Annotated in this window: 13 protein-coding genes; all 13 read right to left on the bottom strand. The window is 43.7% G+C overall.

The features are described 5' to 3' along the window. Window positions 1-127 precede the first annotated feature (127 nt). Window positions 128-415, bottom strand: a complete 288-nt coding sequence (locus QZZ43_RS09150; RefSeq protein ID WP_291858160.1) for a GNAT family N-acetyltransferase — start codon at window positions 413-415, stop codon at window positions 128-130. A 20-nt stretch (window positions 416-435) separates the two neighbouring features. After that, on the bottom strand, window positions 436-1,830 hold the full coding sequence (locus QZZ43_RS09145) for an aminopeptidase P family protein (protein ID WP_291858157.1): 1,395 nt from the start codon (window positions 1,828-1,830) through the stop codon (window positions 436-438). A gap of 14 nt (window positions 1,831-1,844) precedes the next feature. Beyond that, window positions 1,845-2,864, bottom strand: coding sequence for a DUF2157 domain-containing protein (locus QZZ43_RS09140; protein ID WP_291858154.1), 1,020 nt, complete (start codon window positions 2,862-2,864; stop codon window positions 1,845-1,847). Between the two features lie 219 nt (window positions 2,865-3,083). Then, complete coding sequence (locus tag QZZ43_RS09135) at window positions 3,084-4,604, bottom strand: PAS domain S-box protein (RefSeq protein WP_291858150.1); 1,521 nt, start codon at window positions 4,602-4,604, stop codon at window positions 3,084-3,086. 107 nt (window positions 4,605-4,711) lie between these two features. Next, window positions 4,712-8,953, bottom strand: a complete 4,242-nt coding sequence (gene treY, locus QZZ43_RS09130) for a malto-oligosyltrehalose synthase (protein ID WP_291858147.1) — start codon at window positions 8,951-8,953, stop codon at window positions 4,712-4,714. Between the two features lie 13 nt (window positions 8,954-8,966). Further along, entirely contained in the window at window positions 8,967-10,784 is a 1,818-nt protein-coding gene (treZ, locus tag QZZ43_RS09125; protein WP_291858144.1) for a malto-oligosyltrehalose trehalohydrolase, read from the bottom strand. 20 nt (window positions 10,785-10,804) lie between these two features. After that, a complete protein-coding gene (gene glgX / locus QZZ43_RS09120; protein ID WP_291858141.1) occupies window positions 10,805-12,934 on the bottom strand; it encodes a glycogen debranching protein GlgX in 2,130 nt (709 codons plus the stop codon). Window positions 12,935-13,137: 203 nt separating this feature from the next. Further along, entirely contained in the window at window positions 13,138-14,127 is a 990-nt protein-coding gene (locus tag QZZ43_RS09115) for a PorP/SprF family type IX secretion system membrane protein (RefSeq protein ID WP_291858138.1), read from the bottom strand. Window positions 14,128-14,156: 29 nt separating this feature from the next. After that, window positions 14,157-15,113, bottom strand: coding sequence for a gliding motility-associated C-terminal domain-containing protein (locus QZZ43_RS09110; RefSeq protein WP_291858135.1), 957 nt, complete (start codon window positions 15,111-15,113; stop codon window positions 14,157-14,159). A gap of 112 nt (window positions 15,114-15,225) precedes the next feature. Next, on the bottom strand, window positions 15,226-16,266 hold the full coding sequence (locus QZZ43_RS09105) for a PorP/SprF family type IX secretion system membrane protein (RefSeq protein ID WP_291858131.1): 1,041 nt from the start codon (window positions 16,264-16,266) through the stop codon (window positions 15,226-15,228). A gap of 85 nt (window positions 16,267-16,351) precedes the next feature. Further along, window positions 16,352-21,154, bottom strand: coding sequence for a T9SS type B sorting domain-containing protein (locus tag QZZ43_RS09100; protein WP_291858127.1), 4,803 nt, complete (start codon window positions 21,152-21,154; stop codon window positions 16,352-16,354). A gap of 494 nt (window positions 21,155-21,648) precedes the next feature. Then, entirely contained in the window at window positions 21,649-23,559 is a 1,911-nt protein-coding gene (locus tag QZZ43_RS09095; protein WP_291858125.1) for a DUF3857 domain-containing protein, read from the bottom strand. Window positions 23,560-23,590: 31 nt separating this feature from the next. After that, on the bottom strand, window positions 23,591-25,471 hold the full coding sequence (locus QZZ43_RS09090; protein ID WP_291858122.1) for a hypothetical protein: 1,881 nt from the start codon (window positions 25,469-25,471) through the stop codon (window positions 23,591-23,593). Between the last annotated feature and the right edge of the window lie 440 nt (window positions 25,472-25,911).

Below are 25,911 nucleotides of genomic sequence, written 5' to 3'. Positions count from 1 at the left end.
TAAAATCAATTCTCTTGAGATGGCAGGAACTCCCAAAACCTTATGGCACCAAACATCATGGAAATTTGACATGGTCGCTTGGGGCCAAATCCTTAATGAAGTAGCTCAGGGGGATGTTTGAGATGGTTCATTCCTGTTCAAACAATATGTCTTTCCATTCGGGATGTTTTTTAATGTATGCAACCACAAAGGTGCATTCCGGAATGATCCGGATTTGGTTTTCTCTGCAGTAAGTTAATACCTGCCCTGCAAGCCTTGACCCAATGCCTTTACCTTTCAGCGGGTCAGGTACCAGCGTATGAGTAAGCGACCATACCGATGGTTCGTAAACTTCGTAATACAAGGTGGCGAGATGTCCGTCGGCTTTTAGCTCAAAACGCTTTTTCTCTTTGTTGATCTGAGTTTTATTTTCCATGATGCCTTATGTGGTTTATTTCACACTCCTGTTCCTGCAATCTGTTCAACTTCTTCAACTGTAATGGGAATGCGTTTGCCAAGAATTCTGCATCCTTCTTCGGTTACCAGCAGGTCGTCCTCCAGGCGGATGCCGCCAAACCCTTTGAATTCCTCTAACTTTTCGTAATTGATGAATTCGGTAAATTTGTTTGCGGCTTTCCAGTTGTCGATGAGTGCGGGAATAAAATAAACTCCGGGTTCGTTGGTAATGGTAAAGCCTGGCTGTAGGCGACGGCCCAAACGGAGGGCTGCCAGGCCAAACTGTGTGGAGCGTTCTACTTCCTCGTCGTACCCCACCAGGGTGTCGTCATAATCTTCCATGTCGTGAACATCGAGGCCTATCATGTGACCGAGTCCGTGAGGCATAAAAAGAGCATGGGCTCCGGCCGCTACGGCTTCGTCGATGTTGCCCTTCATCAGTCCCATCTCTTTGAGACCGGAGGTAATTACCTTACAGGCCAAAAGGTGAACGTCCCGGTATGCAACTCCCGGTTTGGTGGCTTCTCTTGCCCTGTCATTGGCTTCCAGTACTATCTGATAAACTTTTCGCTGGGTCTCAGAAAACTTGCCTGTTACGGGTGTTGTCCTTGTATGGTCGGTGGCATAATGAAGCTGCGATTCGCTCCCGGCGTCTACCAGAAGCAGATCTCCTTTTTTCAGCATATTTCCGTGATAGTGATTGTGAAGTGTTTCACCCCTTACTGAACAAATAACCGGAAAAGAAATCATTCCTCCCCCCGACATGGAAACCCCCTCAAGAACCCCGGTAATTTCCTGCTCGGGAATGCCGGGCCGTGCCATTTTCATAGCAGTTGTATGCATTTTGTACGCTGTGGTCATCTGTCGTTCCATCTCTTCAATTTCACAGGGCTCTTTAATGCTTCGCAGGTCAATACAGGCTTTTGTCAGCTCAAGGGAAGATTGTTTTTCCACTTCTCTGTGATGGATATTCAGCAAATCGGCCAAAAGCATGATATTCTCACCGCGATAAGGGGGTGTGAAATGGACGAGGCGTTTTTTGCTGATTGCCTCTGAAACAGTGGTGGAGAGCTTAGCAAAAGGTTCTGTCCGGTTAATGCCCGATAGTGCTGCTTTTTCTTGCATGGAAGTTTGGGGCCCCATCCAGATGGTGTCGTCGATGGTATAATCATCACCAAACAGGATGTCTTCATTGTTGTCAATGTCGATAATTGCAGCCAATCCCTGGAGGTCTATTCCAAAAAAGTAAAGGAAAGTACTGTCCTGTCTGAAATGATAAGTATTGGATTTATAGTTCATCGGGGAGTCATTGTTTCCAAGAATGAGCACTAGTCCACTATTGATTTTGTTTTTCAATTGTTTGCGTCTGTTGACGTAAGTTTCTTTTGAGAACATGGTTTTATTTTTTTTTAATGCTTGATCATTTCAGCTCTACGGCCCAACAGCCAGAATGAGCCCCCCATTATGGTGAAAAAGAGTGCGGGATGAAGGGGTGCCCACAGAAACAGGAAAAACTGAGTGTAACCATCGGCTATCAACGCCAGTCCTCCCATCCACATCCACTCTTTGTTGTCGCGCCTGCGGCCGATAGCCCAAACGATCCCTCCAAAAGCTCCCATCAATACACCCCAGGGAAGCAATGAAAAAGAGGAGGTTATTTCCCAGGAATCCAGGCCATGGTGGTTTCCAAACAGCGCAACTCCCCATAAGGCCAGCCAGAAAAAGAGCCAGCCCGTCCGCTCAGAAAGGGAGGCGAACTCTGGCAGTTTCTGACGATGTTTTAGCCAAAATCCGGTGAGTAAGGGTATCAGTGAGAAAAACAGATATCTTAATGCAAGGTTCATTCCGAGCCATCCGCTATCGGAAGGATCATTTGGAGAGCTTTCAATTCCCAGCCAAAGCATCACGCATGCCCAGCCGATTCCCGAAAATAGAAGGCTTCTAAAGAACCATGAAATGGCAAAGGCCTGGATGGCAAAAATTATTAACAGGAAGGTTTCTCCGAAACCTGAAAGGCCTGATATTTTTCCGATATAGTTCAACGCTCCACCAAAAGAGATGCTTCCCAGGACCAAAAGAGCCTCCATTGAAATGCGCTGGTTCTTCCGATTAGAGGGCATTTTCCAAGCGGCGAAAATGAATCCCCCCGAGAGGATGAGCAGTAAGATCAGAATGACTCCGTCGGACATGTTAAAGAGGCGTTCGAACAATTCCAGGATCCATTCGTCTGCCACAAGGGTCAGAAATGCGGCCACAATGCTGATGATTGCCAGAATCATCAGATATTCTGCAACCTTTTTCCAGTTGATGGTTTTTATTTCCAGACTTTCTTTGAGCTGCTTTCCTTGACTTCCGGTAAGAAGCTTCTCTTCTTCCCACCAGTTGATTAGCTTAAAAGTGGTCTCTTTTTGTTTTCGGTTCAGCTTCATATTTCTCTTAAACTGCTTTTTTTATGCATTTTCTTTATGAGGTGTTCAAGTGGCAGGATGTACAACCAACCGCAGATAAAATTGGGGAAGAGAATAATGAATTGTTTTCAAATCAGTTTTATTGGGAACGATTGTATTTTGCAAATAATTGGACATTGGAATAGATAATTTATGAATAATACAGGTTAAAGAAGATGAACTTTAAAAGTAAACAAATATTCATAGATTAGGTAATGAAAAGAAAAAACTTGTGCCTTTGTCGAGTTCCGACTCCAGCCATATTTCTCCTTTCAGAATTTCTATAAAACCCATGCAGATTGACAGCCCGAGACCTACTCCGTCATATTTCAGGGTTTTGGGATTGTCTGATCGATAAAAACGTTCAAAAACTTTTTGTTGTTGTTCTGTGGAAATGCCCATTCCAGTATCTTTAATAAAAAAGAGAAGGCCTTTAGCTTTTTCCTCATAACCAATTTCAATATTTCCTCTTTCAGTGTATTTTATTGCATTACTGATGAGGTTGGTGAGTATTTGGCTCAACTTTGTGTAATCGGATGAAAGAGTGGTTTTCTGGGGTGGGATGTTTAATATAAGTTGTAGATTTTTTTCTTTTGCCTGGGGAGTAAAAAGTGCATGAAGTTCCTTCAGTAACGTGTTTACCTGAATTGTTGATGGCTCCACCGAAATAGTACCTGTCTCGATGCGCGACAACTCTAAAACGTTGTTGAGAATAGACAGCAATTTCTCTCCGCCTGATTGTATGATGTTGATGTATTCCGACCGCTCCGCTTCAGTCAGCTCGGGGTGTTTGATTAATTCTGAGAACCCAAGTATTGCATTGAGCGGGGTGCGGATTTCATGTGAAATATTTTGTAAGAATGCTGTTTTTAGGCGGTCATTTTCTTTTAGTTGCTGCTCCAGTTTTTTCTGGCCTGAAATGTCGGTGATAAACCCTTCAATAATCGGTCTTTCTGTTGAGTCTGGATTGGCTACATTACCTTGCTCCCAAACCCATATTTCCTTCCCGTTTTTGGTTGTTAACCGATATTCTACATGATAGTTCGAATGATTTACAACCGCATTCTGAACAGTATTCCATACTCTTTCCCGGTCGTCGGGATAAATAAGATCGCCAAACGAAACCACTGCGTTTTGGGTAAGTTCTTCTTTGCTATATCCGGTAAGTTTTTCACAGCCTTTACTAACAAACTCCATTGGCCAGGAGATGTTGTTCAGACAACGAAATGCCATTCCGGGAAGGTTGTTTAGCAAATTAGAAAAGTAATTTCTGCTTTCCCTGAGTTCTTCTTTATGCTTCTGCTCTTTTTGTTGGAGTTCTTGCTCTGCTTTTTTTCTTTTTGTGATATTGCGCACAAAAGAGAAGGAGATGATTTCCCCTTCAAATTCAAGGTAGGTAATTGTTACTTCGACGGGTAACAGAGTTCCATCTTTTCTTTTGTGAAGTGTCTCAATTGTTCCGGTACCGTTTTTTCTTATAGTGTTCCTGTGCGAATGCCACTTTTCTTCGAGGGGTTTAGAAAAATTTGGATCCAAATCAAAGATGGTCATGTTCTCCAACTCCTTCTTAGTGTAACCCAAATCGCGACAAGCTTGTTGGTTGACAGACAGAATGCGGCCGTCGACATCCGAAATTTGATAAATACCTATGCCTGCATTGTCAATGCAAAACCTGTCAAGTTTGTTTTGTTGAAGAGGGGTTATTTTGTCGAAATACTCCATGCAGCAAATTTTCTTGATTAAAAAGGACGCAGGCATTCGTAAAATAGGAAATTTTCGGACCAGATGCAATTCATTAAAACGTGAATGAATATCAAAAAGTTCCGGTTTTACCTGGCAAATAGGTTAAGCAATTCCCTGATTTCGCCGGCCACCGCATTCAGTTCGTCCATTGTTTTTAGGCGCCACGACCAGTTGCCTTTTGCCACCGATGGCTTGTTCATTTGAGCTTCTCCGCTTTTACCAAGCAGATCCTGAACCGGTATAACGGACAGTTTGGACTGTGAACCCCATGCCAAACGTGTCAGGATTTTATGGACATTACGCGATTTCACTTTGTTTCCGGTGTAAAGTTTCAATCGGTTTCTGGTGGTTTTATCGGCTTCGTTCTGAAACCAGCCTCTGGCGGTATTGTTATCGTGAGTGCCGGTATAAACCACACTATTGAAAGAGTGGTTGTGGGGCGAGTGAACCGATTCTGCGATGTTGCTTCCGAAGGAAAACTGGAGGACCTTCATTCCGGGAAGCTTGTATTCATCGCGCAGGCGGTAAACATTTTCATCTATTTCACCCAGATCTTCTGCAATAAAGGGCATCAATGGAAATTCTTTCTTCAACATTTTAAGAAAAGTGTTTCCGGGGCCTTTAACCCAGCTGCCGTTTTCAGCAGTTTCTTCATCAGCCGGAACTTCCCAGAAAGACTCAAACCCTCTGAAATGATCAAGCCTGACCAGGTCAAAAAGTTCAAGGTTTTTCCTGATGCGATATACCCACCATTTAAAGTTTTCTTTTTCTATTTTCTTCCAGTTATAGACGGGCATGTTCCAAAGTTGTCCTGTTCGGCTGAAATAGTCGGGTGGAACCCCTGCCACAGCACTCATGGTTTTATCGGCACGAAGCTTGAAAAGATGAGGGTTCGACCACACATCGGCATTGTCGTAACTTACGTAGATGGGGACATCTCCGATGATGCGGATGCCATGATGGTTGGCATATTTCTTTAGCTCCTGCCATTGCTGGCTAAAGAGGTATTGGCGAAACTTCTCCAGTTCTACCTTCCGTCGGTTTTCGTTATGGAACTTCTGAAGGGACTGCTCTTCGCGATCTCTGAATTCTTTTGGCCATTTATTCCATGGAGCATCATCGAATTGCTTTTTCAGAACGATAAAAAGGGCATAATCGTGAATCCAGTATTTTTCCTGTTCACAGAAATCCAGGAAATTGTTGCGTTGAGGGGCACTACAATGCGTAAAGAAATTTTCGTATGCTGAACGGGTAAGTTCTTCTCTGATGGAGAGGGCTTTCCTGAAATCTGCTTTGTCGGAAAGGGTGCTCTCTTTTTCTTTAAGATCTTTTTTGCTAATGAGCGATTCTTCGGCAAGTTGCCGGGGACTGATGAACAGAATATTACCTGCAAAGGCTGATGGAGAGGAGTAGGGTGACCATTCGCTTTGTGTGGTAGTTTGAGTAAAGGGCAAAACCTGCCAGTAAGAGTGTCCTGATTCTTTGAGGAAATCCACAAACCGGAAGGCCTCCGAACCAAAATCTCCTGAAGCAAAACGCCCAGGTAAGGAGGTGATATGCATCAAAACTCCTGCTGAACGGGATTTTCGGCCTGCATCGGCATGAAGAATACCTACAGGAGCCATCTCGAATATTTCAGATACGGATATTTCCTGCCCTGCAGAGTAGGGGCGTCCGGTGAAGATGTTTACCCAGTCTGTTGGGTATTCTTCAGGCAACAGCACTCTGGTATTTTTCCAGTCAATTTCGCTGGGGCATACCGGTTTGTTGCTTTCCCCGAAGGAAGAGAGGTAAAACGGAAGAATGGTCAGATGCCATTTCTCCTTGTGGTGGCGGGCAAAAGCCATGATTTTGCTTTTGTGAATACCCTTTACTTTCAGCGGAATATACTCTCCTGCGCTAAAAAGAGATTGGTTTTCTTTTCGGTAGCGAAGCAGACGGTGAGTGAGCCAAAGCTTTATGTGCCCGTTGTCGCGATGATTGATTAAAGCCGGAAATAGTTTTGCCGGGCTAATGGAATAATGTTCTTTCAGATTTTTGAGGGTTCGGTTTATTTCAGAAAAATCGACCGGTTGCCGGTTATCTGGATCCACCAGTGTCAAGTCCCACATCTCGGTGCCCCGGTATATGTCCGGAACGCCTGGGCAGGTGCACTTCAGTGTAAGTTGCGAAAGACTGTTGAAAATGCCGTAATGGGCTGTTTTGCGGTGAAATGAAAGCAACGAGGGAAGGAAATCATGTTCGGAACTGAAAATACGGTTGATGAAATGAGTAACTGCTTTTTCCCACTCTTCATTGGGGGCATTCCAGGCAGAGTTTACCTTTGCTTCGCGCAAGACTTTCTGCATGTAGCTGCTGATACGGTGCAAGAAGTTTTTGTCAATTTTTTCATCAAAAGGAAGAACTCCGATCAAGGTTTGGTAGATGAAATATTCTTCTTGGGGTGATGGAGCTGCCCGGTTTTCAATTTTTGTGCGAAAGGGGCTGTTGATTTGCATCCAGTGCGAAATGTTTTCTTCCCAATCTTCGGGGAATTCGGTTATGGCATTTAACCGGGCCCTGACGTCTTCGCCTCTTTTGGTGTCATGCGTGGAGGTGGCATTCATGGTCAGCGGCCATTTTTGCTGACGAGTCAACATGGCATTGTGGAAATCGTCAAAGCTGGTGCCTTCAATTCCTGGAGAGTCGCCCACCTCGTTGTGTGCTATAAAACAGGAGTAACGGTACATGGCGGTATCTTCTACTCCTTTTGCCATCAGAGGGCCCGCCAGTTGCATCATGCGCCCCAAAAATTCGAGGATTCTATGGTCACGGTCGCCTTTGGCACGCTTCTCTTCAAAGAAAAGTTCTTCAAAAAGAGGCAAAAAGGGTTCAATACTTTCGTCTTGTGCAAGAGCCTCTGTCAGGGCTTTTTTCATTAGCTCCCTCTCTTCGCCTGGTAAAGGCAACGTTTGGGGATAGATTCGGTAGACCGGAAATGCCAGCAACAGTTGGGCTATTGCATTCTTAACATCATCACGGGAAAAATTTTGTGAAGCATTTTCTTCCAATATCCTAAGCCGGAAAAGCAAAGAGACGAGGTTGTCCAACTCTCCCTTCATACGATCATTTAATATCAGTTGCTTGGATTCATAGATGACATCTTTGAGTGACTGGTCAATGGCTGATATTTTGTAGTAAAGAGCCCGCAAAGGCTCCATCCCTTTTCGGCGGGTAAAAAGTTGATTCACCTGTCCCAGAAAATCGTATCCGGTGGTACCCTGAACAGGCCATTTGGGAGGTAATTCTTCCCTGTGTTCCAGGATCTTTTCGACTGTGAGGTAGTTGTGGGACCCTGTCAGTTCCCTGAGGCGGCTCAGGTATTTTGTGGGTTCGGTAAGCCCGTCAATATGGTCGATCCTGAGTCCGTTAAAAATATGATTGGAGGTAAGCCGGTTTATTTCACGGTGATAATGATTGAAGACCTCTTCATCTTCCATCCGCAGGCAAATGAGGTCGTTTACGGTGAAAAAACGCCGGTAATTGATGGTGTGTTCTGTCTCTTTCCAATAAACCGGCCGGTAATGTTGATTGTTGAAAAGGGCTAGCAATAAATCGGAATGTTCCGAAATATGGGTGGTCAAAGTGTCGAAAAAGGCAGCAACGGTTGGGTTGCTTGCAATGAGATTGGTCAGAGCTTCTTTGAACCGTTCCCATTCGCCGTTGAGAAAGAGATAATCGGGTGATTTTTCTTCCAGCTGAAATTGCTCTAACAGCAAGGATAGTGGAGGGGGAACAGGCTCTTCCGATTGTTCTGTGAGCCACAGGAAAGATTCAAATCTCAGCGGCCATGACCTGCCATAGTAATCCAGTGCAAAAGTCCCCCTGGTGAAAATCAATTTAAGCTCTCTTCTTTGAATTACCCGATCGGCATCGTCCCCCAAAAATGGGACCATCAGTTTACTCCTGTATTGTGGGTGTTGTCTGTCAATGTCAAAAACCGATGCGTATTCCGAATCTTTGCCTTTTTCCAGTACATCCCATAGCCACTTATTGTGCTGGTTGAAAGCCATGTGATTGGGGACAATGTCCTGCAGCCAGCCAATCCGTTTGTTCTTTAGGGTTTTAGATAGTTTTTTGAGCTGTTCTTCGGTGCCGATCTCCGGATTTATTTCATGTGGGTTGGTGACATCATATCCATGACCGCTGCCGGGAGTTGCTGTAAATACAGGACTCGCATAAATGGTTCCGATTCCAAGTAAATGAAAATAGTCGGTCAGCAAACGGGCATCTTCAAAAGTGAAGTTCTTGTTGAACTGGAGCCTGTAGGTGGAAATGGGATTGTACATGGTTGATATTGAATTAGGAATTTTCAACAATGGTATATGACTCTGGCGGTAGGTTTATCTTGCCTTCGAAAGCTATTTCTTCTTTTTCTTTCAGGGGGCCACCAAATTTTTTGAGGGCGGAACTGGTTAGTATTTTTCCTGATAACTCAACAGAAACCATGGTTTTTCCAAAGTTTTGAAAGCACAGTAGTTTGGTGTCCTCTTTTTCAATGGTAAGCTGAATTAGACAGTCGCTAAGGTTCCCGGCTCTGAAATGCTGGCGGGCATCGTTATTTCTGCTGAGTTGTTGTTTCCTGAATTGGATAAGGAATCTGTACCACTCAAACAGTTTTTTTTGCTGAATGTTCCACTTTTGTGGTGGCGTCAATATGCATTTACGGAAAGTGTTTTCCGATTGAGGGTCAGGTGGTTCCTGGGTGCCCATGAAGTCTTTGAACTCTTTTTTTCGTCCTTCCCGGACATTCTTTAACAACTCCTGTTCGGAATGACTGACAAAATAGAGAAAGGGATTATGTTCACCATATTCTTCGCCCATGAATAACATGGGTATAAATGGAGAAAGCAGGTATGCAGCGGCAATGATTTTTTGCATTTCAAAACTTACCAGTTCCGATAAGCGGTCGCCCAACATTCGGTTGCCAATCTGGTCATGGTTTTGGGCAAATACCACAAATTTGTGTCCGGGTTGGTTTTCGGTACTGGTTCCAAAGGTTTTTTTGCGGTGAGGGGAATAAATGCCATCATACACATAACCATGGTTGTAGGACTTTACCAGAGTGGAGATGCCTTTAAAATCGTTGTAATAGCCATTCGTTTCACCTGTGACCAGTGAATGCAGAGCATGGTGAAATTCGTCGCACCATTGAGCGTCTAAATTAAAACCACCCTTCACGTAAGGGTTGATGTAACGCACATCGTTTAAGTCGCATTCGGCAATAAGGAAATGATTCCGATTGTAATCCCGGTTCAACTGTTCTATCTTCTTTTTTAGTTCGGCCAGAAAATGATGGGCGCTCAAATCTTTGATGGCGTGCACCGCATCCAGCCGAAGTCCGTCGATGTGAAAATCGCGCAGCCACATTATCGCATTTTCCATAAAAAAGTGACGGACATCGTCGCTGAAAGCATCATCAAAATTGATGGCGTCACCCCATGGGGTTTTGTATTGGTCGGTAAAATAGGGGCCAAATTTTGGAAGGTAATTTCCCTCAGGGCCCAGATGGTTGTATACCACATCCAGAATTACAGCAATTCCCAGTGCATGGCATTTATCGACCAACTCCTGCAGTTGCCGGGCACCACCGTAGGATTCCTGAACCGCGTAGAGGCAAACTCCGTCATATCCCCAGTTACGGGTGCCGGGGAACTGCGCAACCGGCATGATTTCTATGGTGTTAATGCCCAGTTTTTTTAATTGCAGAAGTTGTGCAGCAATTCCGTAGAATGTCCCTTCTTTTGAAAAAGTGCCTGTGTGGAGTTCATAGATTATTAGTTCGTCGAGCTGTGGGCTCTCCCAGTTGTCGTCGTTCCATGGAAAATGGTTTAAATCGACCACCTGAGATACTCCGTGAACACCTTGGGGCTGTGACAGAGATGCAGGGTCCGGAAACTTTTCGCCGTCAAGAATAAAGGAGTAAATATCCCCATCGCTTAACGGTAGATCATGACCTTCCCAGTATCCCGACGAAGACCGGTTCAGGGGCAACCGGAGGCTTTTGTTTTTTTCCAGTGTCACTGATTTTGCAAATGGAGCCCAAACTAATGCTGTTGAGGATTTGCCGTCCGGGTTGATGCTGATGCCGGGTCGTTGTGGAAATGGATGGTTGGTCATAAATTGTAGCTGGGAGTTGGCTATTTTTCTTCTTTTAACAAAACAACAGATCGTCCCTGTATTTCAATGTCCCGGCCAGCTGGGATACTTTCTCCGATGCCTTTTTCATCGAAGGAGCCATCGAAACTATCCATGATTTTTGTCCATTTTTTGCCCCATTTTTCGTCGGGCAGTTTAAATGGAAGTGAATCGTGAAAGGAGTTGAACATGAGGTAAAAACTGTCATCAGTGAGAGGTTCGCCTTTGGATGAAACAGCTCTGACACCATGCCCCGACAGAAAAACGCCCAGTGATTTGGCATAAGTGGAGTTCCAGTGTTCATCGCTCATTTCTTCTCCTTCAATGGTAAACCATTCTATGTCGAAGACGTCCTTTCCTTTGATGGCCTGGTACTTAAACCATTTCTTGCGGCAAAAGACGGGGTGCGCTTTCCGGAAGTTAATAAGGCTGGAGGTAAACTCAATTAATTCACTGTCTTTTTTATTCCAGTTAATCCAGGAAAGCTCATTGTCCTGGCAGTAGGCATTGTTATTTCCCAGCTGGGTGCGGCCAAGTTCATCACCTGCTACCAGCATCGGAACGCCCTGAGAGAGAAAAAGGGTTGCCAGAAAGTTGCGTACCTGTTGTTTTCTAAGTTTATTAATGTTTTCATCTTCGGTTGGCCCCTCTTCGCCATGGTTCCAGGAGCGGTTGTGTTCTTCACCGTCGTTGTTGTCCTCTCCATTGGCCTCGTTATGTTTTTTGTTGTACGAGACCAGATCGTGCATAGTGAATCCATCGTGGGCGGTAATGAAATTCACACTGGCTGTGGGGGTCCGCCAGTCATCGAAATAGAGATCCGAGCTACCGGTTAACCGATTGGCAAACTCAGGCAACATTTCATCATCTCCTTTCCAGAATTCGCGCATACAGTCGCGGTACTTGGCATTCCATTCCATCCATCCTGCAGGGAAATTTCCAACCTGAAATCCGTCTTCTCCCAGGTCCCAGGGCTCTGCAATTAGCTTAACCTGCGAGAGCACGGGGTCCTGATGCAGCACATCGAAGAATGATCCCCACTTATCCACATCGTCGAACTCGCGTGCCAATACGGGGGCCAGGTCAAAGCGGAAACCGTCAACATGCATCTCAATGACCCAGTAACGCAAGCTGTCCATGATGAGACGAAGAATGGTGGGGTGAACGGTATTGAGGGTGTTGCCCGTTCCGGTATAGTCCACGCAAAAACGAGGTTCTTCCTCCGAAAGGCGGTAGTAAGCCTGATTGTCAATACCCCTGAAGCTTAGTGTCGGGCCCAGATGGTTACCTTCTGCAGTATGGTTGTAAACCACATCCAGAATAACTTCAATGCCGGCACTGTGAAGGTCTTTGACCATCTGTTTGAATTCTGTGACCTGGCTTTGGTTTGATTTCGCTGAGGAATACCGTATGTCGGGTGCGAAAAACCCGATGGTATTGTATCCCCAGTAATTGGTCAGCCCCAGTTTCTGTAGCCGGTGGTCTGAGACAAACTGGTGAACCGGCATAAGTTCGACCGCATTTATGCCTAATTTTTTTAGATACTCAATACTTTTGGAGTGGCCTAGTCCGGCATAGGTGCCTTTCAGATTTTCGGGAATGTCAGGTGAAAGCTTTGAAAAGCCTTTAACATGCAATTCGTAGATGATAGTTTCGTGTTGCGGAATGTCCAGTCGTTTGTCTCCGCTCCAGTCGAAATCATCTTCAATAACCACGCATCTGGGGACGTAGGGAGCACTGTCTGCATCATTAAAGGACAAGTCTTCTCGTTCTTCTCCAAACTTATAGCCGTAAAGCGCTTCATTCCATTCAATGGTTCCGTCTATGGCTTTTGCATAAGGATCCAGCAGTAGTTTGTTGGCATTGAAACGGGCGCCGGTCTCCGGCTCATAAGGGCCGTCCACTCTGTAGCCATATCGCTGGCCGGGCTTGATGCCGGGAAGATAGATGTGCCAGTGATTATGTGTTCGTTCATTGATTTTAACGCGGGTTTCTTTTCCTTCTTCGTCGAAAAGGCACAGTTCCACGCCGTGTGCATTGTCCGAAAAGAGTGCGAAATTCACTCCTTCTCCGTCGTAAATGGCCCCTAAAGGATATGGCCTTCCGGGCCAAACCTTAATTTTTTCTGACATAATATACCTGTATTTAGTATTAATACTCCCCTTAAACCATGTAACCAACTGATAATGGGCGGTCTAGCAATTAAAGATGAATGATTGCAATTCTTTGACTTTAAAAACGTTGAATCTCTGCAATTAGGTTTATTCTAAGAACTATTGTAAAATGGCATATTACATTAAATATTGGGCAATATCAATAGTGAACCGGGCTAAAATCAGAAGTAGCGGATAGAATTCATCTCTTCATCCTGTTCCTTTTCTTTCTTCTTTCGATTCAGGAAGCGTCTGTTGCGGTTGGGAACAATGTGTTTAGTGAAATCAAAGATGAGGGATAGTTCGTGGACACCTCTTTTTACAATGGGGCTCATCGAAACCGGCAACTCATAGGAGTAGGTTACGCCTATTTCGTCGGTAACCTGCATTCCCAGAATAATTCCGAAAGCTTGTTGTAACCGGTGGGTGATACCTCCACGAAATCCTTCCGAATGTCTGACAATAAGGCTGACATCGGTGGTGGATATCTCATCGGGAACCAAGCGATGCATTCCTGAAATTTTAAAATCGATATCGCGGGTGACAGGGATGAAGAAGCCGCCACTAAATAGAAGATTGTAGTTGGTCTCAAAATTTGAAGCCGATTCGGAAGCCCAGGGAACGGATGCAAATGAATAGTGAGGAACTGCCACCGACAGGTAGAAAGATGGCCTGATGTAAACCAGACCTGCTCCGAATGAGGGACGAATTTCATTTTCCATTCCTTCTGAAAATTCAGGATCATTAAAATCAATAACCGGAAGCTGGCTGACATTCAGGTTGAAATGATCCACCCCAGCACGCAAACCGAGGGAGACAAAAGACCTGTGGGATGTTCTTAGAAGATAGGCGTAATCGAAAGTGAGTTTATTGTACATTAATGGCCCTGTTTGTTCACTCAGAACAGTGGCTCCAGCCGAAGCCATGGAGTGATTAAAAGGTATATGGATGCCTGCATAGTAGGAGGCAGGTGCACTTTCAATGCCGATCCATTGCTGGCGTGAAAGAACATCTATTGCCAATGAGTTGCGGTTTCCTGCAAAGGCTGGATTAAGGAGGAGCGGATTGTCCATGTATTGGGTGATGAGTGTGCTCTGCTGTGACAGGAGGCCTGAAGTGAGGCCTTGCCAGATAAAAAATATGATAATTACAGAATACCGCCCTTTCCCCATTATTCTATTCTTCCGCTTTTCAAATAGATTTAATAACTAACATAAATACTTCCTTTTTTCTCTTCCGAACTTCCCGTAATGGTTAACACATAAAAGTAAATGCCTTTGGGAACTAAAATTCCGTTTAACGGGCCAGTATTAGCTATCCCATCCCATTTATTCTGATAGTCCTGAGATTCGTATACTTTTATACCGTTTCGGTTAAATACCATAAATGACAGATGTCTGTAATAGTCATATTCGGGAATCCAAAAAGTATCGTTGTAACCATCTCCATTTGGTGAAAATGCTTCCGGTATTACCCCTGGTGCGGTGGCATCTTTGTATGGGGTCACATAAAGGGTTGCTTGTCCGCAGTCCCCTTCCTTGTCGCATATCTGATATACCAGGGAGTCTGTTTGGATAAAATAACTGGTGAAATTCAGTTTAATGCTCATCTCATCGGTTATCTCTGCATAGCCGTTTGTCAGGTCCTTAAGGATGGACATTTCAAGAGGAATGTCAAACAATTCTTTATCGTTAATTAGAACCTTGAATACAGAGCTGCTGTCGCTGTAGTAGATGACATGGTCGTCATACAGTTCCGGGCTATAGTTATAGTCTGCTACCGAAATATTTACCTCCGCTTCGTCGCAGTTGCCTTTGCTGTTGCAAACACGGTAAATAAAAAGGTCGCTTCCAGTAAAGCTTTGGTTTGGGGTGTATAAGATGGAGTTGTCAGGAAGTACTTTAGCAGAACCGTTTTCCGGAGGGGTAGAAATGGATATTTCGCGTATTCCACTTTGTAATCCGTAGTCGTTATTGGTGACATTGGCGGCCCAGGAGGTGTTCTCGTAAATGGAAATAAAATCGTTGTTGGCCATTACCTGGATGTCATCACCTTGGAGGGCTGTATCTCCGGCAGGCAATGTATTGCTTGCATTGGTAAGGGCTGTAATGCAAAAAAAGATTGTGACCGGAAGAATATGTTTGGTAATGGGTTTCATGAAACAAATAAAGCCTTTATTGTTTAGATAACGCATAAGCAGCAACAAACTTACATTTTTTATACGAAAAATGTAAGTTTGCTTAATTTCTGAATGATGATTAAGGAGTCTTCTATTTGGCAGTAGCGTCTTTTATTCCTTTCAATCCTCGGTTCTTGTCTCTTTGAGCGGCTTTTATGATGGCATCTTTTTGTGTACAGGGCATTGCTCTTTTGCTTTTGTCGGAACAAATCCGATATCCTGCAACCAGAAGGAAAGCGCTTCCAAATTGTTTTTGGGCAGAGGTGAGTCCCAACTGGTGTTCTATCCCAAAGGAGAAACTCCTGTAATCAATGCCGACTGTGGTTCCCATTCCTAAATTGCGCCCCAGTTGCTCGTCCATTGAGCGACGGTAGGCCAGAATGCCCCAGAAAGCAAAATTGGGATCAAGGGAAGGCATGTAAAGTTTCAGGTTGGCATCGAACCGGGTATCGGTGTTTTGGTCTTTACGATAGTAGAAAAGTGGCTCAATGTAAATTTCACGATCCGGAATTTTCCAGGAAGTTCCTGCGTGTGCATGTATCGCCGGGCCTGTCTGAGGTTCCCACTCCGATTGATACATGGGGTTGTTTTGAGCGAATAACTCTGACATTGCTACTCCTATGTGATAGTTGTTGATCTCAAGCATGATTCCTGTATTGGCATTGAATCCGGTACCACTTTCTCCTGCCCCCGAAAGAACAGGATCGAGTGGGGCTCCGTCGGACAGATTGCCGTAATCGATGGAAGCATGGTCGATGAGCGCTGCAAGCCCAAAATGTAGAGATGTGAATCCATTGCGGTTTTCGCGGAGTTTTATTTCAACAGAAAAGGATTGTTGCAGACCCATGCGTTGGTAGTTCCCGTTCCGGTCGTTAAAAATGTAAGTTCCCGATCCCAGGTTGCTCATTAATGGTGCCTGAAAAGAAAACAATTGGGTGGTGGGAGCAAGGTCAACACCAAACCATTGTTTTTGATAAAAACCGTTAAAGGTGATGCACTTGCTGTTGTTTCCCGCGTCGGCAGGGTTTACCAAAAATAAATCATAAGCATACTGATTGGTAATAAAATACTTCTGTCCAAAGGCGGTCAGTGTTAAGAGCAGTAAGCTGAGTGATAGGATTAATTTTCTCATTAAAACAGTGTTTTGGGTATCAGGGACTTGTTGCCATAAACCGGAAATATAGGAATTATCATTAATCTCCGGTGTGTCCTTATTGCTATCTTTTAACGGTTACATTTCCTTTAATGAGTTTATTTATGGGTTCCAGATGTATTACATACCAATAGTCATCCGAAGGAACCGGTTTGTTTTGATATTCGCCATTCCAAGAGATAGATTCTGATGCTTTGAATCTGCGTAACAATTTACCATAACGGTCGAAGATAGAAATTTCTGAATCAGGTAATCGGTCCAGTCCTTCAATCTGCCAGGTATCGTTGAATCCGTCGTTGTTGGGTGTAAAGAAGTTGGGAACATCGATGTCGTACGTCGAATTTAGAGTGAAAACAGTGAATGCAGTACATCCGTTCTTATCCTCCACATAGGCGGTATGTTCACCGTTCTGCACATTCTTGAAAGTGTTATCATCCTGCAGGCGATCTTCCTCATTAAGGGCAAACCGATAGGGTTTTGTTCCGTTGTCAGCAAAAACCGAAACCTGCGCATAGTAAAGGGTATCGAGCCTGGTGATTTCGGGTGAAGGGTAATATTCGACATGAATAGTGTCGCGCAGGAAGAAACAACCATCAAAAACCTCTACCCAATAATCGCCAGGTTCGGTGATTTCGTGATTTTGGTCGGTATTTCCAGTGTTCCATTCGTAGCTGATGAACGGAGTGATGGTTTGCTCACCGGCATATTCTGAAACGCGCTCGGTACCTGCATTGATGAAAAGCTCATCGGAATCACATGCTGTGGTGTCGTTGCCCAATTCGTAGCGGGGAGTAGTCAGTAGATCCACTATTTTTGTATCCCATCCGATACATCCGTTTCCATCTATTATATAAACGGTGTTCAGTGTGTCTAAAAGGTCTGCTGTGATAAAACGACCTGTTGCACCATTGTGCCAGGTGTAACTTTGGAATCCTTGCGGAGCTTCAATTTCCAGAGGGTACTCCACCGGGCATATAAATACATCAGGGCCCAGTTCCACTGCCGGTGCATCATACCAGGTGAAGGTCATTGAGTCTTGTGCAACGCACCCATTGTTGTCCACTACTTTCACTTTGTGTTTGCCGTTGGCCACTGTTACCGAGGTAACATTTTCTTCTCTGGTGGTCCAGTAGATCTCACTGAACGAGGGTACAGTAAGTGTCATTGTTTCTCCTGGGCAGGTGGTTCGGTCGGGCCCCAGATCCACAACAGGAAGAGAAAACACATCAATGCTGGCGGTTTCGGTGGCGGTACATCCGTTTTCATCCCATATTTGCAGTGAGAAAGCCAGATTGAGGCCTGAGGCTTGCGTTTCAAAGACATTGGTCTGACCATCGGCGGTATTGCCATTCCACTCATACCGATTAAAGGTAGGCTGCGTAACCACCATTAGTGTGTCGCCCAGACATTTTTCGTCATCGGCACCCAATGCAAATTTGGGAGCCGGCAAATGGGTGAGGGCCAGCGTTCCTGTGTTGCTGCAATTGTTGTTGTCCACAATGTTGAGGGTGTAATTGCTTACTTCTGAAACGGTCCAGTTGCTATCGTCTGTTCCCCGGTTTGATGTTCCATCCTGACTCCAGTAATAGGAGGATACATCGGGAGCTAATGTTGAGGAAATTTCCAATGTATAGGTTTCGTTGTCACAAATTTCAGCGTCGTCAATTTCCACATTTGTCAATTCGTAATACGAAATTTCCACCTGGTCAATGAATTTACAAACAGCATCGTGAACTTCCAGAAAATAAACTCCTGCTTCAGGGTTTCCTGTCTGTGCATCCCCCAGATCTGTTTCGGTGGAGTATTCAACCAACTCGTCATTTTCGTTGCGGGTGTACCAGGTATAGTCTCTGGGTGCCTGATCTACCGGATCGATTTGTGGTGAACTCCAAGCATGTGCTGTTTCATCCAATGCCAGACTCACTTCCTCGTTGGGGCAGAAGGTTTCATCAGGGATGTCGAAGGTGGGTTTAGTCCAGGTACTTACTGTTGTTGTTGCGGAATTGGAGCACCCATTGTCCTGTGTTGCAGTTAATTGATAAGTTCCGGCATCGGAGACAAGCAGGTAATTTTCGGAGCTCAAAACTGTTGCTGAGGGGTCACTGATCTCCACCCATTCGAAAGAGGTATAAAGCGGGTTCTCCACCCCGATTTTAATCATATTTCCTTCTCCCTCACAAAGGTTCGCTTCTGTATCAATTCCAATGGCGGGAACTTCCTGAACATCCAGATTAAAGGATCCGGAAACTATACAGCCGTTTACATCCTCTGCGGTGATGGAATAAGCCCCCTCGTCAGTTAACTCAGCACTGGAAATGGAATAGATGTGATCGGGAGAGGTAGTCAGTGGATTTCCTTCAAAAGTCCATTGGTAATTGGTGAAATTGTCGTGGATTTCAATTTCAATGGGGCTGCCAATACAAACACTGGTATCCTCTCCAAACGAAAATACCTGTTGATTGTAAACCTCGAAAAAGGCACTGTCTCTATTGATACAACCGTTGCCATCTTCAACCTGAACATAGATTGAGTCGGTCTGATTCATTGTCAATTCATAGGTTTGAGAGAGGGTGTTTGCACGACCTTCTCCCTGCCATATGTAGTTGGTGAATCCGGCATCTACTGTGAAAGTATGTGTTGCTCCGGGGCAGACAGCAGCATCAGTGATGTCAATATCGGGAAGTGCATGAACGGTGAGTTGTTTTGTTTTATTTACATCACATAGTTCTTTTGTTACCACCGTTAAAGAGTATTCGACTCCCGACTGGGCGGGGATGATGTATGGCTCATTGTAATTTGGTTCAAGTGTACCATCAATATACCATTGATATTCCAGAATTAATTCCTCTCCGGAGATAATTTCTGCTTTTAAGGTATCCCCAAGGCAAATGTCCTCAGCTGCAACGTTCCACTCCACCACGGGCACAGGGCGGGCTTTCACCGTGGTAACATCGGTTGTGGTACATACATCGTTATTGGCAGTAATTTCATAGGTTGCAGTAAGGGTAATGTCTATTTCTTCATCGGCTTCCAGTCCTTCGGGAATGGTGTATGTGGTTCCGGTGGTTCCGTCGGGCCAGGTGTAAATGTAGTTGTCCTCTGCAATAACTTCAAATTCTATTGGGGTACCGGGACATAAAAGTGTATCTCCCTGAAGCGTGAACTCGGGTGTTACCGAAACAATTTCCACAGTGTCGGTAAGTTCACATTGCGGATCAATTGCAGAGGTTGCAGTAAGCCAGTATTTTCCGGGTTCATTAACCTGAACGGTCTGAACTCCTGAGGCAATTTCTTCATGGTGGAACTCATCTATGGCATGATACCAGGTGTAGCTGTTCATGGGTTCCTGGGTGGAAAGGGTAATTTCTCCGTCGCTTTCACAGAAAATGCCGGGTCCCTGAATTCTTAAGGAACTGTATGCCGAGAAATACCCGAAACTCATACTGGAATTGTTTTCATCCAGAATACTCATGTGAAAAAGCCCTTCGCTATTGGAGATGGTGTAAGGAGTATTGGTGGCAATGCCCGGGAGGGTGTCATCAATTCTGCTCATACGCACCACTGCGGTAAACCAGGGTTCATTTCCATTGGCATCGGAACCGGCAACCTTTACCCAGTCACCTGCTTGTGGCAGATAGTTGCTTGCCAGGTTGTTACCTGCATCCGTACCGGTGATGGAGAATTTTCCTATGTTACTTTCTTTGGTCATTAATTGCACCCAAAATCGATCGGTCAAAACTCTTGTAAACGAAACGCTGGTAGAACCGGTACAAGAAATGGCTGGCAAAATGGCACTTCCCAGTTCGGTTCCATTGGTAGCCTGATTATTGCCGCTGGGGGGCACTCCGGTAACCTGGTAGGCATAGACGGGTTTGTCGGAAGTGATGTATGCAGCATTGCTTCCTTCAATGGAAATGGAATATAATTCTCCCCGGGCAAGTGTTCTTTCCTTATTGGGGTCGTTGTTTACCTGGACGAAGGTGTTGTCTTCAGTGGCAAGGATATAAACTTTTTGGTCTGATTTAATGCCCTCTCCAAAAGTAGTATTCATTGCAATATATTCGGTGCCAATAACATCGGTGGGTATCAACTGGTCACCAATGAGATCCCAGTGTCCGGGATCATCGATCCTTTCAATGGAGTCATCGGAAATGGTAACTGCAATAGGAGCACTGGAGGAAATGGAGGTACCGCCCAAATGCCGCGAATGAGACTCTCCAGCCTGAGTGGCTACGACAGAATAGGTCTGTCCACGGTTCAGCGTAACGGTAATGGTTTCTCCTTTGCTGTGACCAATTACATCGTCACTGGGGATTATGGTGATTTCGGTGTTGTCTTGTGTTGCAACAATGTCGATGCGTTCTCTTGCCGGATTGGTGGTGTAGTGGTGGTTGTCAAAACCATCCTGAGAGGGAACAAAAAACTCAGTGCCCAGAGCATTTTCTCCTTTTAATGTGAATTTATCAGGATTCGCCGGAGTGCCACCACTGTTTTTTCCTACTACTTCGTAATAAACTGTGATATCCTGGTCGGATACAATGTGGATTCCTTTATTTAATGGGTTATCTAAATTTGCAATGTTTGCTGGTCTGTTTTCAATGTCAACATCCACTTCATAATATTCTTGCGAGTTCGCAGGTACAGTTTTTTCCCATATTAGTTGTTCCTCTGTTCCCAAATAGATTTTAACATCGGCATCCTGATCGAGGGCAGTTATTCTGAATAAGATAGGGCCATCCCCGTGGTCTTCAGTTACTTCAGGGGCAACAAACCAAAATTCAGTGCCCACCTGGGCGTTGATATTTCTTGCAAAGAAAAAAGAGAGCAACGAAAAAATAAAAAAAATGCGGGTTGTAGAGTTTTTCATCACGGGGTATCTTTTAGGGTCAACATCTTTATACAGCAAATAACTGCACAAGGCAGCTTTCTTCCTGTCTGGACAAGAAGAGAACGCTATGCATGAATTGCATTTCGGAACCTGGGATAGGGTTAAAAAAAGTTACCGGGAAAATCCCTTAAGGTTTTATACGTAAGCTTCTCTTAAAATGTTATGGGGTCAGGCGAAAATATTGGAATTAACAAAAATAGAAAAAAATGTGTAAAAAGTTGAAAATCTGAAAATATACTAATAAGATGTTTTGGAGTGTTAATCAATGAATTTTAAGTTTTTGTCAAATAAAAATGAAAACTCGCATAATCTGCCATCTTTTCATAACTGGATAAGATTTTAATGGGGTAAACTTGTCATTATATATAATCTTTATTTTTTCTTATTTTATCCTTCGAGAAAAAGTTATAATCAGATGTTTTCATCAGAGACAGAAATTTATCTCTGGGATGGAGCTCCCTGCAATAATGGCATTACTGTTTCACTGAAACCAAACATTTTTGTTGATCCGCTTTGACTACCGATGCCAGAAACTCTCTGAATTGTTTGTACTCATCGGCGGGGTATTCTCCTCTGTAAACAATAAATTCTCTGGAGTAATTTATTCGGCCTGAGTTCCAGGTAGATGCAGATTTATATGTTCCATATGGAGAAATGATTTCTATTGGTTTCGGCACAGCATCCGCATTAAAGTTATCCGGTAGTTGAATTTCCCAGGTGTCTGCTTCATGCCACCCCCGTGATATAAAAACCGGCCATTTCCTTTTTGTCGAATTATGAGGAACATAAGTATGCTTGTTCAGCAAATTGAGGGGAATGAACCATCTATTGCCAACGCTGGTCGCATATTCAGAAATAGAGAAATCCAGTTTTCTGCTAATGGAAGGGTCTTTGGTTTTGTTTTCGGTAAATGTATAGTTGTTTAATTTGAACCCCGGGGTATGTAAAGTCTGTATTATTTTTTTTCGACGGTCTGCTTCATCCATATAATTAAGGAGGCTGGAGCTTTCTTCGTAGTATGTACCATGAAATTGCGTCTCGCTCGTGGCAGTGGCGTTGCCCTGATTGTTTAGGGTGATGAATCCATGAGTTTTTCTGATGTTGTTTTTTTCTGAGAGTGATGGCGTCTGAGCAATTTTTCCTGTTCCGTTTTCAATTACCAACACTGTTCTTCCGTCGGTAAAATCACCCAGATAACCAGAGGGGAAATATTGTGAGGTGCATTCGAGCCAGGTGGTATCATTTTCCAGAGGAACACAAAGTATGGCATGGTTAAAATCATTGTTGGGGAAATCGGCAATGGTATGAGATGCATAAGTACCCGCTCTTACAAGAGTATAGTGTGATTCAATTCCCGCTACGCCCAGCAGAGCTCTCATGTAATTGGTTAAGGCTTTGCAGTCGCCATATCCAAGTTTATCTACTGTCTCCGCATCGAAGGGTTCCCAACCACCAATGCCAATCTGGATGCTTACATACCGGGTTCGGTTTTGCATATATTCATAAATCTTCCTTATTTTTTCGGAAGTCGATTCAACTCCCGAGATTAGTTGGTTGATATCTTCTATCGTTTTTTCCGGAAGGTTTTGCTTGCCCTGGTTTAATTGAGAGATAAAGTTTCCGAACGATTCCCAGGAATCCATTTTTCCTTCCACCCCGTCAAGGTCAAAAGTTCCTGCAATAAGCAAAACAAATGGTCTGCGACTGGTATAAAAGGGAGAAAACGGTTCAAGATCTTCAGGAAGGTAATCTTTAAATCCCCACTGAAGGATACTTTGGTCCTCGTTAAACGTCTCTTTCCTGACGTCATCCATGTTTAACTCTTTGTACTTCAGGTTGTAATCCTTAGGGTGCTCCACCTTAAGCAGTGCATTCAGAACCGGAATGTCCTCGCCATAAAAGGGAGTCCAGTGGGGAAGAAAAAATGCTGACTTTTTCTTTACTTCCCATGAGCGAACCACGGTTAATGGAAAGGTTTTGTAATCCGGACGGTAAGCTTTTACTCTTGAATCGCTGAAAATAGTAGCATTGTCGATGGCACTGATGTCTCTGATGTCGCTTGCGTTGGCTTTTTCCATACGTTCGCCCGAAGCATCATAGATCTCAATATCAATGCTAGATATTGAATAAAAATCATTGTAATGTTCAATGAAGTAGGCATGGTCAAAGCCAGAATCCTCAAAAATGGTAATTACCTCTCTGTGTTTTTCGATGAGCTTTCCAGCGTTTTCTATTTTTATTTCAACGACAGATTCCCGGACGACAACAGGGTAGTTCTTCTGATAATTAACCGGTATGTTCTCTACAGCATATTCTGGATTTTTTTTTCCAAAGCTGCTGGTGGTAATAAGTAACGCAAAAATCGGGAAAAAGATTTTTTTCATCGATCCGGAATTAGAGTTAGAAATGAGATTGTTATTGCTTTTTAACCAGCACAACGGGTTCTTTTTGTTTGTTTATTATTTTGTCGTAGAATAATTTCAAATAGCTATATTCTTCAGGTAAAAACAAGGATTTGTTTATTTGAAACTGATAATTCACGGATAGTTGCCCGTTGGCTGCCTGGTAAAGGATTTTTGCGGTAGCGGTATTTTCCGGAAGCGATATGATTTGTGATTCGGGCACCTCGGAAATAGTGAGATTTTCCGGAAGTTTAATGGATATTATAATGTTTCGGGATTTGGTGTAAGCGAAATCAACAGGATATTTCCGTTCCTTGAGTTTAAATGGATTTTCTTCAATTTGCTCCAGTAAGAAAGGATTAAAAAAAAGTAACGTGTCGATTGAAGAAAGCTGATTACCCAGGCTAATGTCATAGTCGACTTTTATTGCCTGATCCAGATTTTTCAGGTTTTCAACATTTAAGTTATTAATGCTCAAGTCAGGGTGTTTGCTTTTCAACTGTTTGATGAAATCTTCTTTGTTGGAATGGCTGATATATTGCTCTCTAAAATCCAGCGCGGCGAAATCTTTTCCTGTAAAACGGCGTGCTCCAGAGAGGTTGCCTTCGGTGTCCATCCGGAGGCTGTAAAATGTTGTAGATTCCTCACTTCCGCCCGGATTCAGCGGGATTAGTCTGGTAGTTTCTTCACTCAAAAGACGTCCCTGACCGTTGATGCATCGTTCTGGCAACAAGCCGAAAGGGAGCTGTTCTGCAGTTGCATCCATCAGGTGTTCTTTTCCATCAATGTAGGCACAAGCGATTACATAATTGAGTTTTTCGAAAGAGGGAAAAAAGGGATTCATGATACCGTTGGAACGGGTGCTCATCACCACCGGGTAGGCTTCCACTTCCAGTTCTTCCAAAAGCTGCAGAAGCATTAAATTTAATTCAGCTGAATTGCCGGAGCCGTCTTTAAATACTGTTGAAAGCATGTTGTGATCTGTAAGAAGGGATGCTTCTTCATTCCATTTTACTTTTTTAATAGCCTGGTAGGCAGCTTTTGTTTTTTCCAGTTGGGAGGCAGATGCCCCAAGCTCTTGTTCAATGGAGGATACAACTTCATTAAGATAATTCTTTCCTCTTCTCAGGATTTGTCCAAAGTATTCGTGATCCATCAGCGTTTTGCGCAGTGCTTCCCAATCGGTAGTAAAAGATTTGTAATAACCGGGATAGGAAACCCTTAAAATATCGAACTCAATTTTACTGATGTAGTTTTCTCTGGAAGTCATGAATGCTTCTGATTTAAAAGCAGGCATGTTTTTGGCGATGAAATGGTTATCTGTGCTTTTTTCCAGGGATTCAAAACCATACATGTTTTTCCGGAAGTCGATATAGCTGGATGGAATTATTTGCAATTCGCTGTGAAGAACCGGGATTTCTTTCTGAAAATACCAGATGGAGGGCATTCCGGAATAATCAATTTGAATATCAATGACGGATCCCACTTTTACGTTGGGCATAGCAATGCGATACCGATAGAGATCATCTGTTACCTTTTCCTTAAAGATTGATTCTCTTTTTAACTTGGTTTTTTCAATTTTCCCATTTACCAGATTGAAAGTAAAACCTCTAACGTTGTAGTCCTCCCCTCCACGGGTAATTATGTCTCCATAGCTGGTACCATCTTTTGTGAAAATTTTGATTCTTCTTATTTCGGTGAAGGAAAAGTCACTCCCCTGAAAATAGCCGTAGTTGCAAATAATCATTGCACTTGCTGATGAATCGATAGGACAATTCGTCTGCTTTAGTTCATTAAGTGAAACCTTGCCAAATTTAATTGGTTGCCTGGCGGCGTATGTTGCTGAAGAAAGGATGAAAGAGAAAAGCAGGAGGGTGTAAAATTTTTTGAGCATTACTCTGGGTTTTAGGATTAAAAACTAGTGAAGGTTTAAAAAATTTCAACAGATGTGAATAAGTTCAAATATATAAAAGAAAAACATTCAAACAAAATGTATGATGATTTAAGAGGAAAAAAGCAGAAGCCATTGTCCGGTAAAATGGGTTTAAACGCAGAGACGCAATGATGCAAAGTCATTTATTATTATTGAGTTATGATAAAAGCATATTCCTCTGCATGCAGGTTATATATAAGTTGTTTGTGAAAATTAAAGGGAGTATTGTAGGTTTTTGTTAAGCAGGTACAGGGTTATTGAGGAATTTATTTTGTTATGCAGGCAGGCATTTTTGATTGGCTTAAACTGAATGTTCAAATGTTTTTGTAATTCCACGCTTACGAAAAAAGGGGCTGTCCAAAAAGTCCAACTTTGATGTCATTCTGAGCTTGTCGAAGAAT

Origin of the sequence: Marinilabilia sp., assembly GCF_016278715.1 — a bacterium.
Lineage (GTDB): Bacteria > Bacteroidota > Bacteroidia > Bacteroidales > Marinilabiliaceae > Marinilabilia.
Note: the sequence above shows the minus strand (reverse complement) of the source record. Positions and strands in the feature narration are given on the sequence as shown.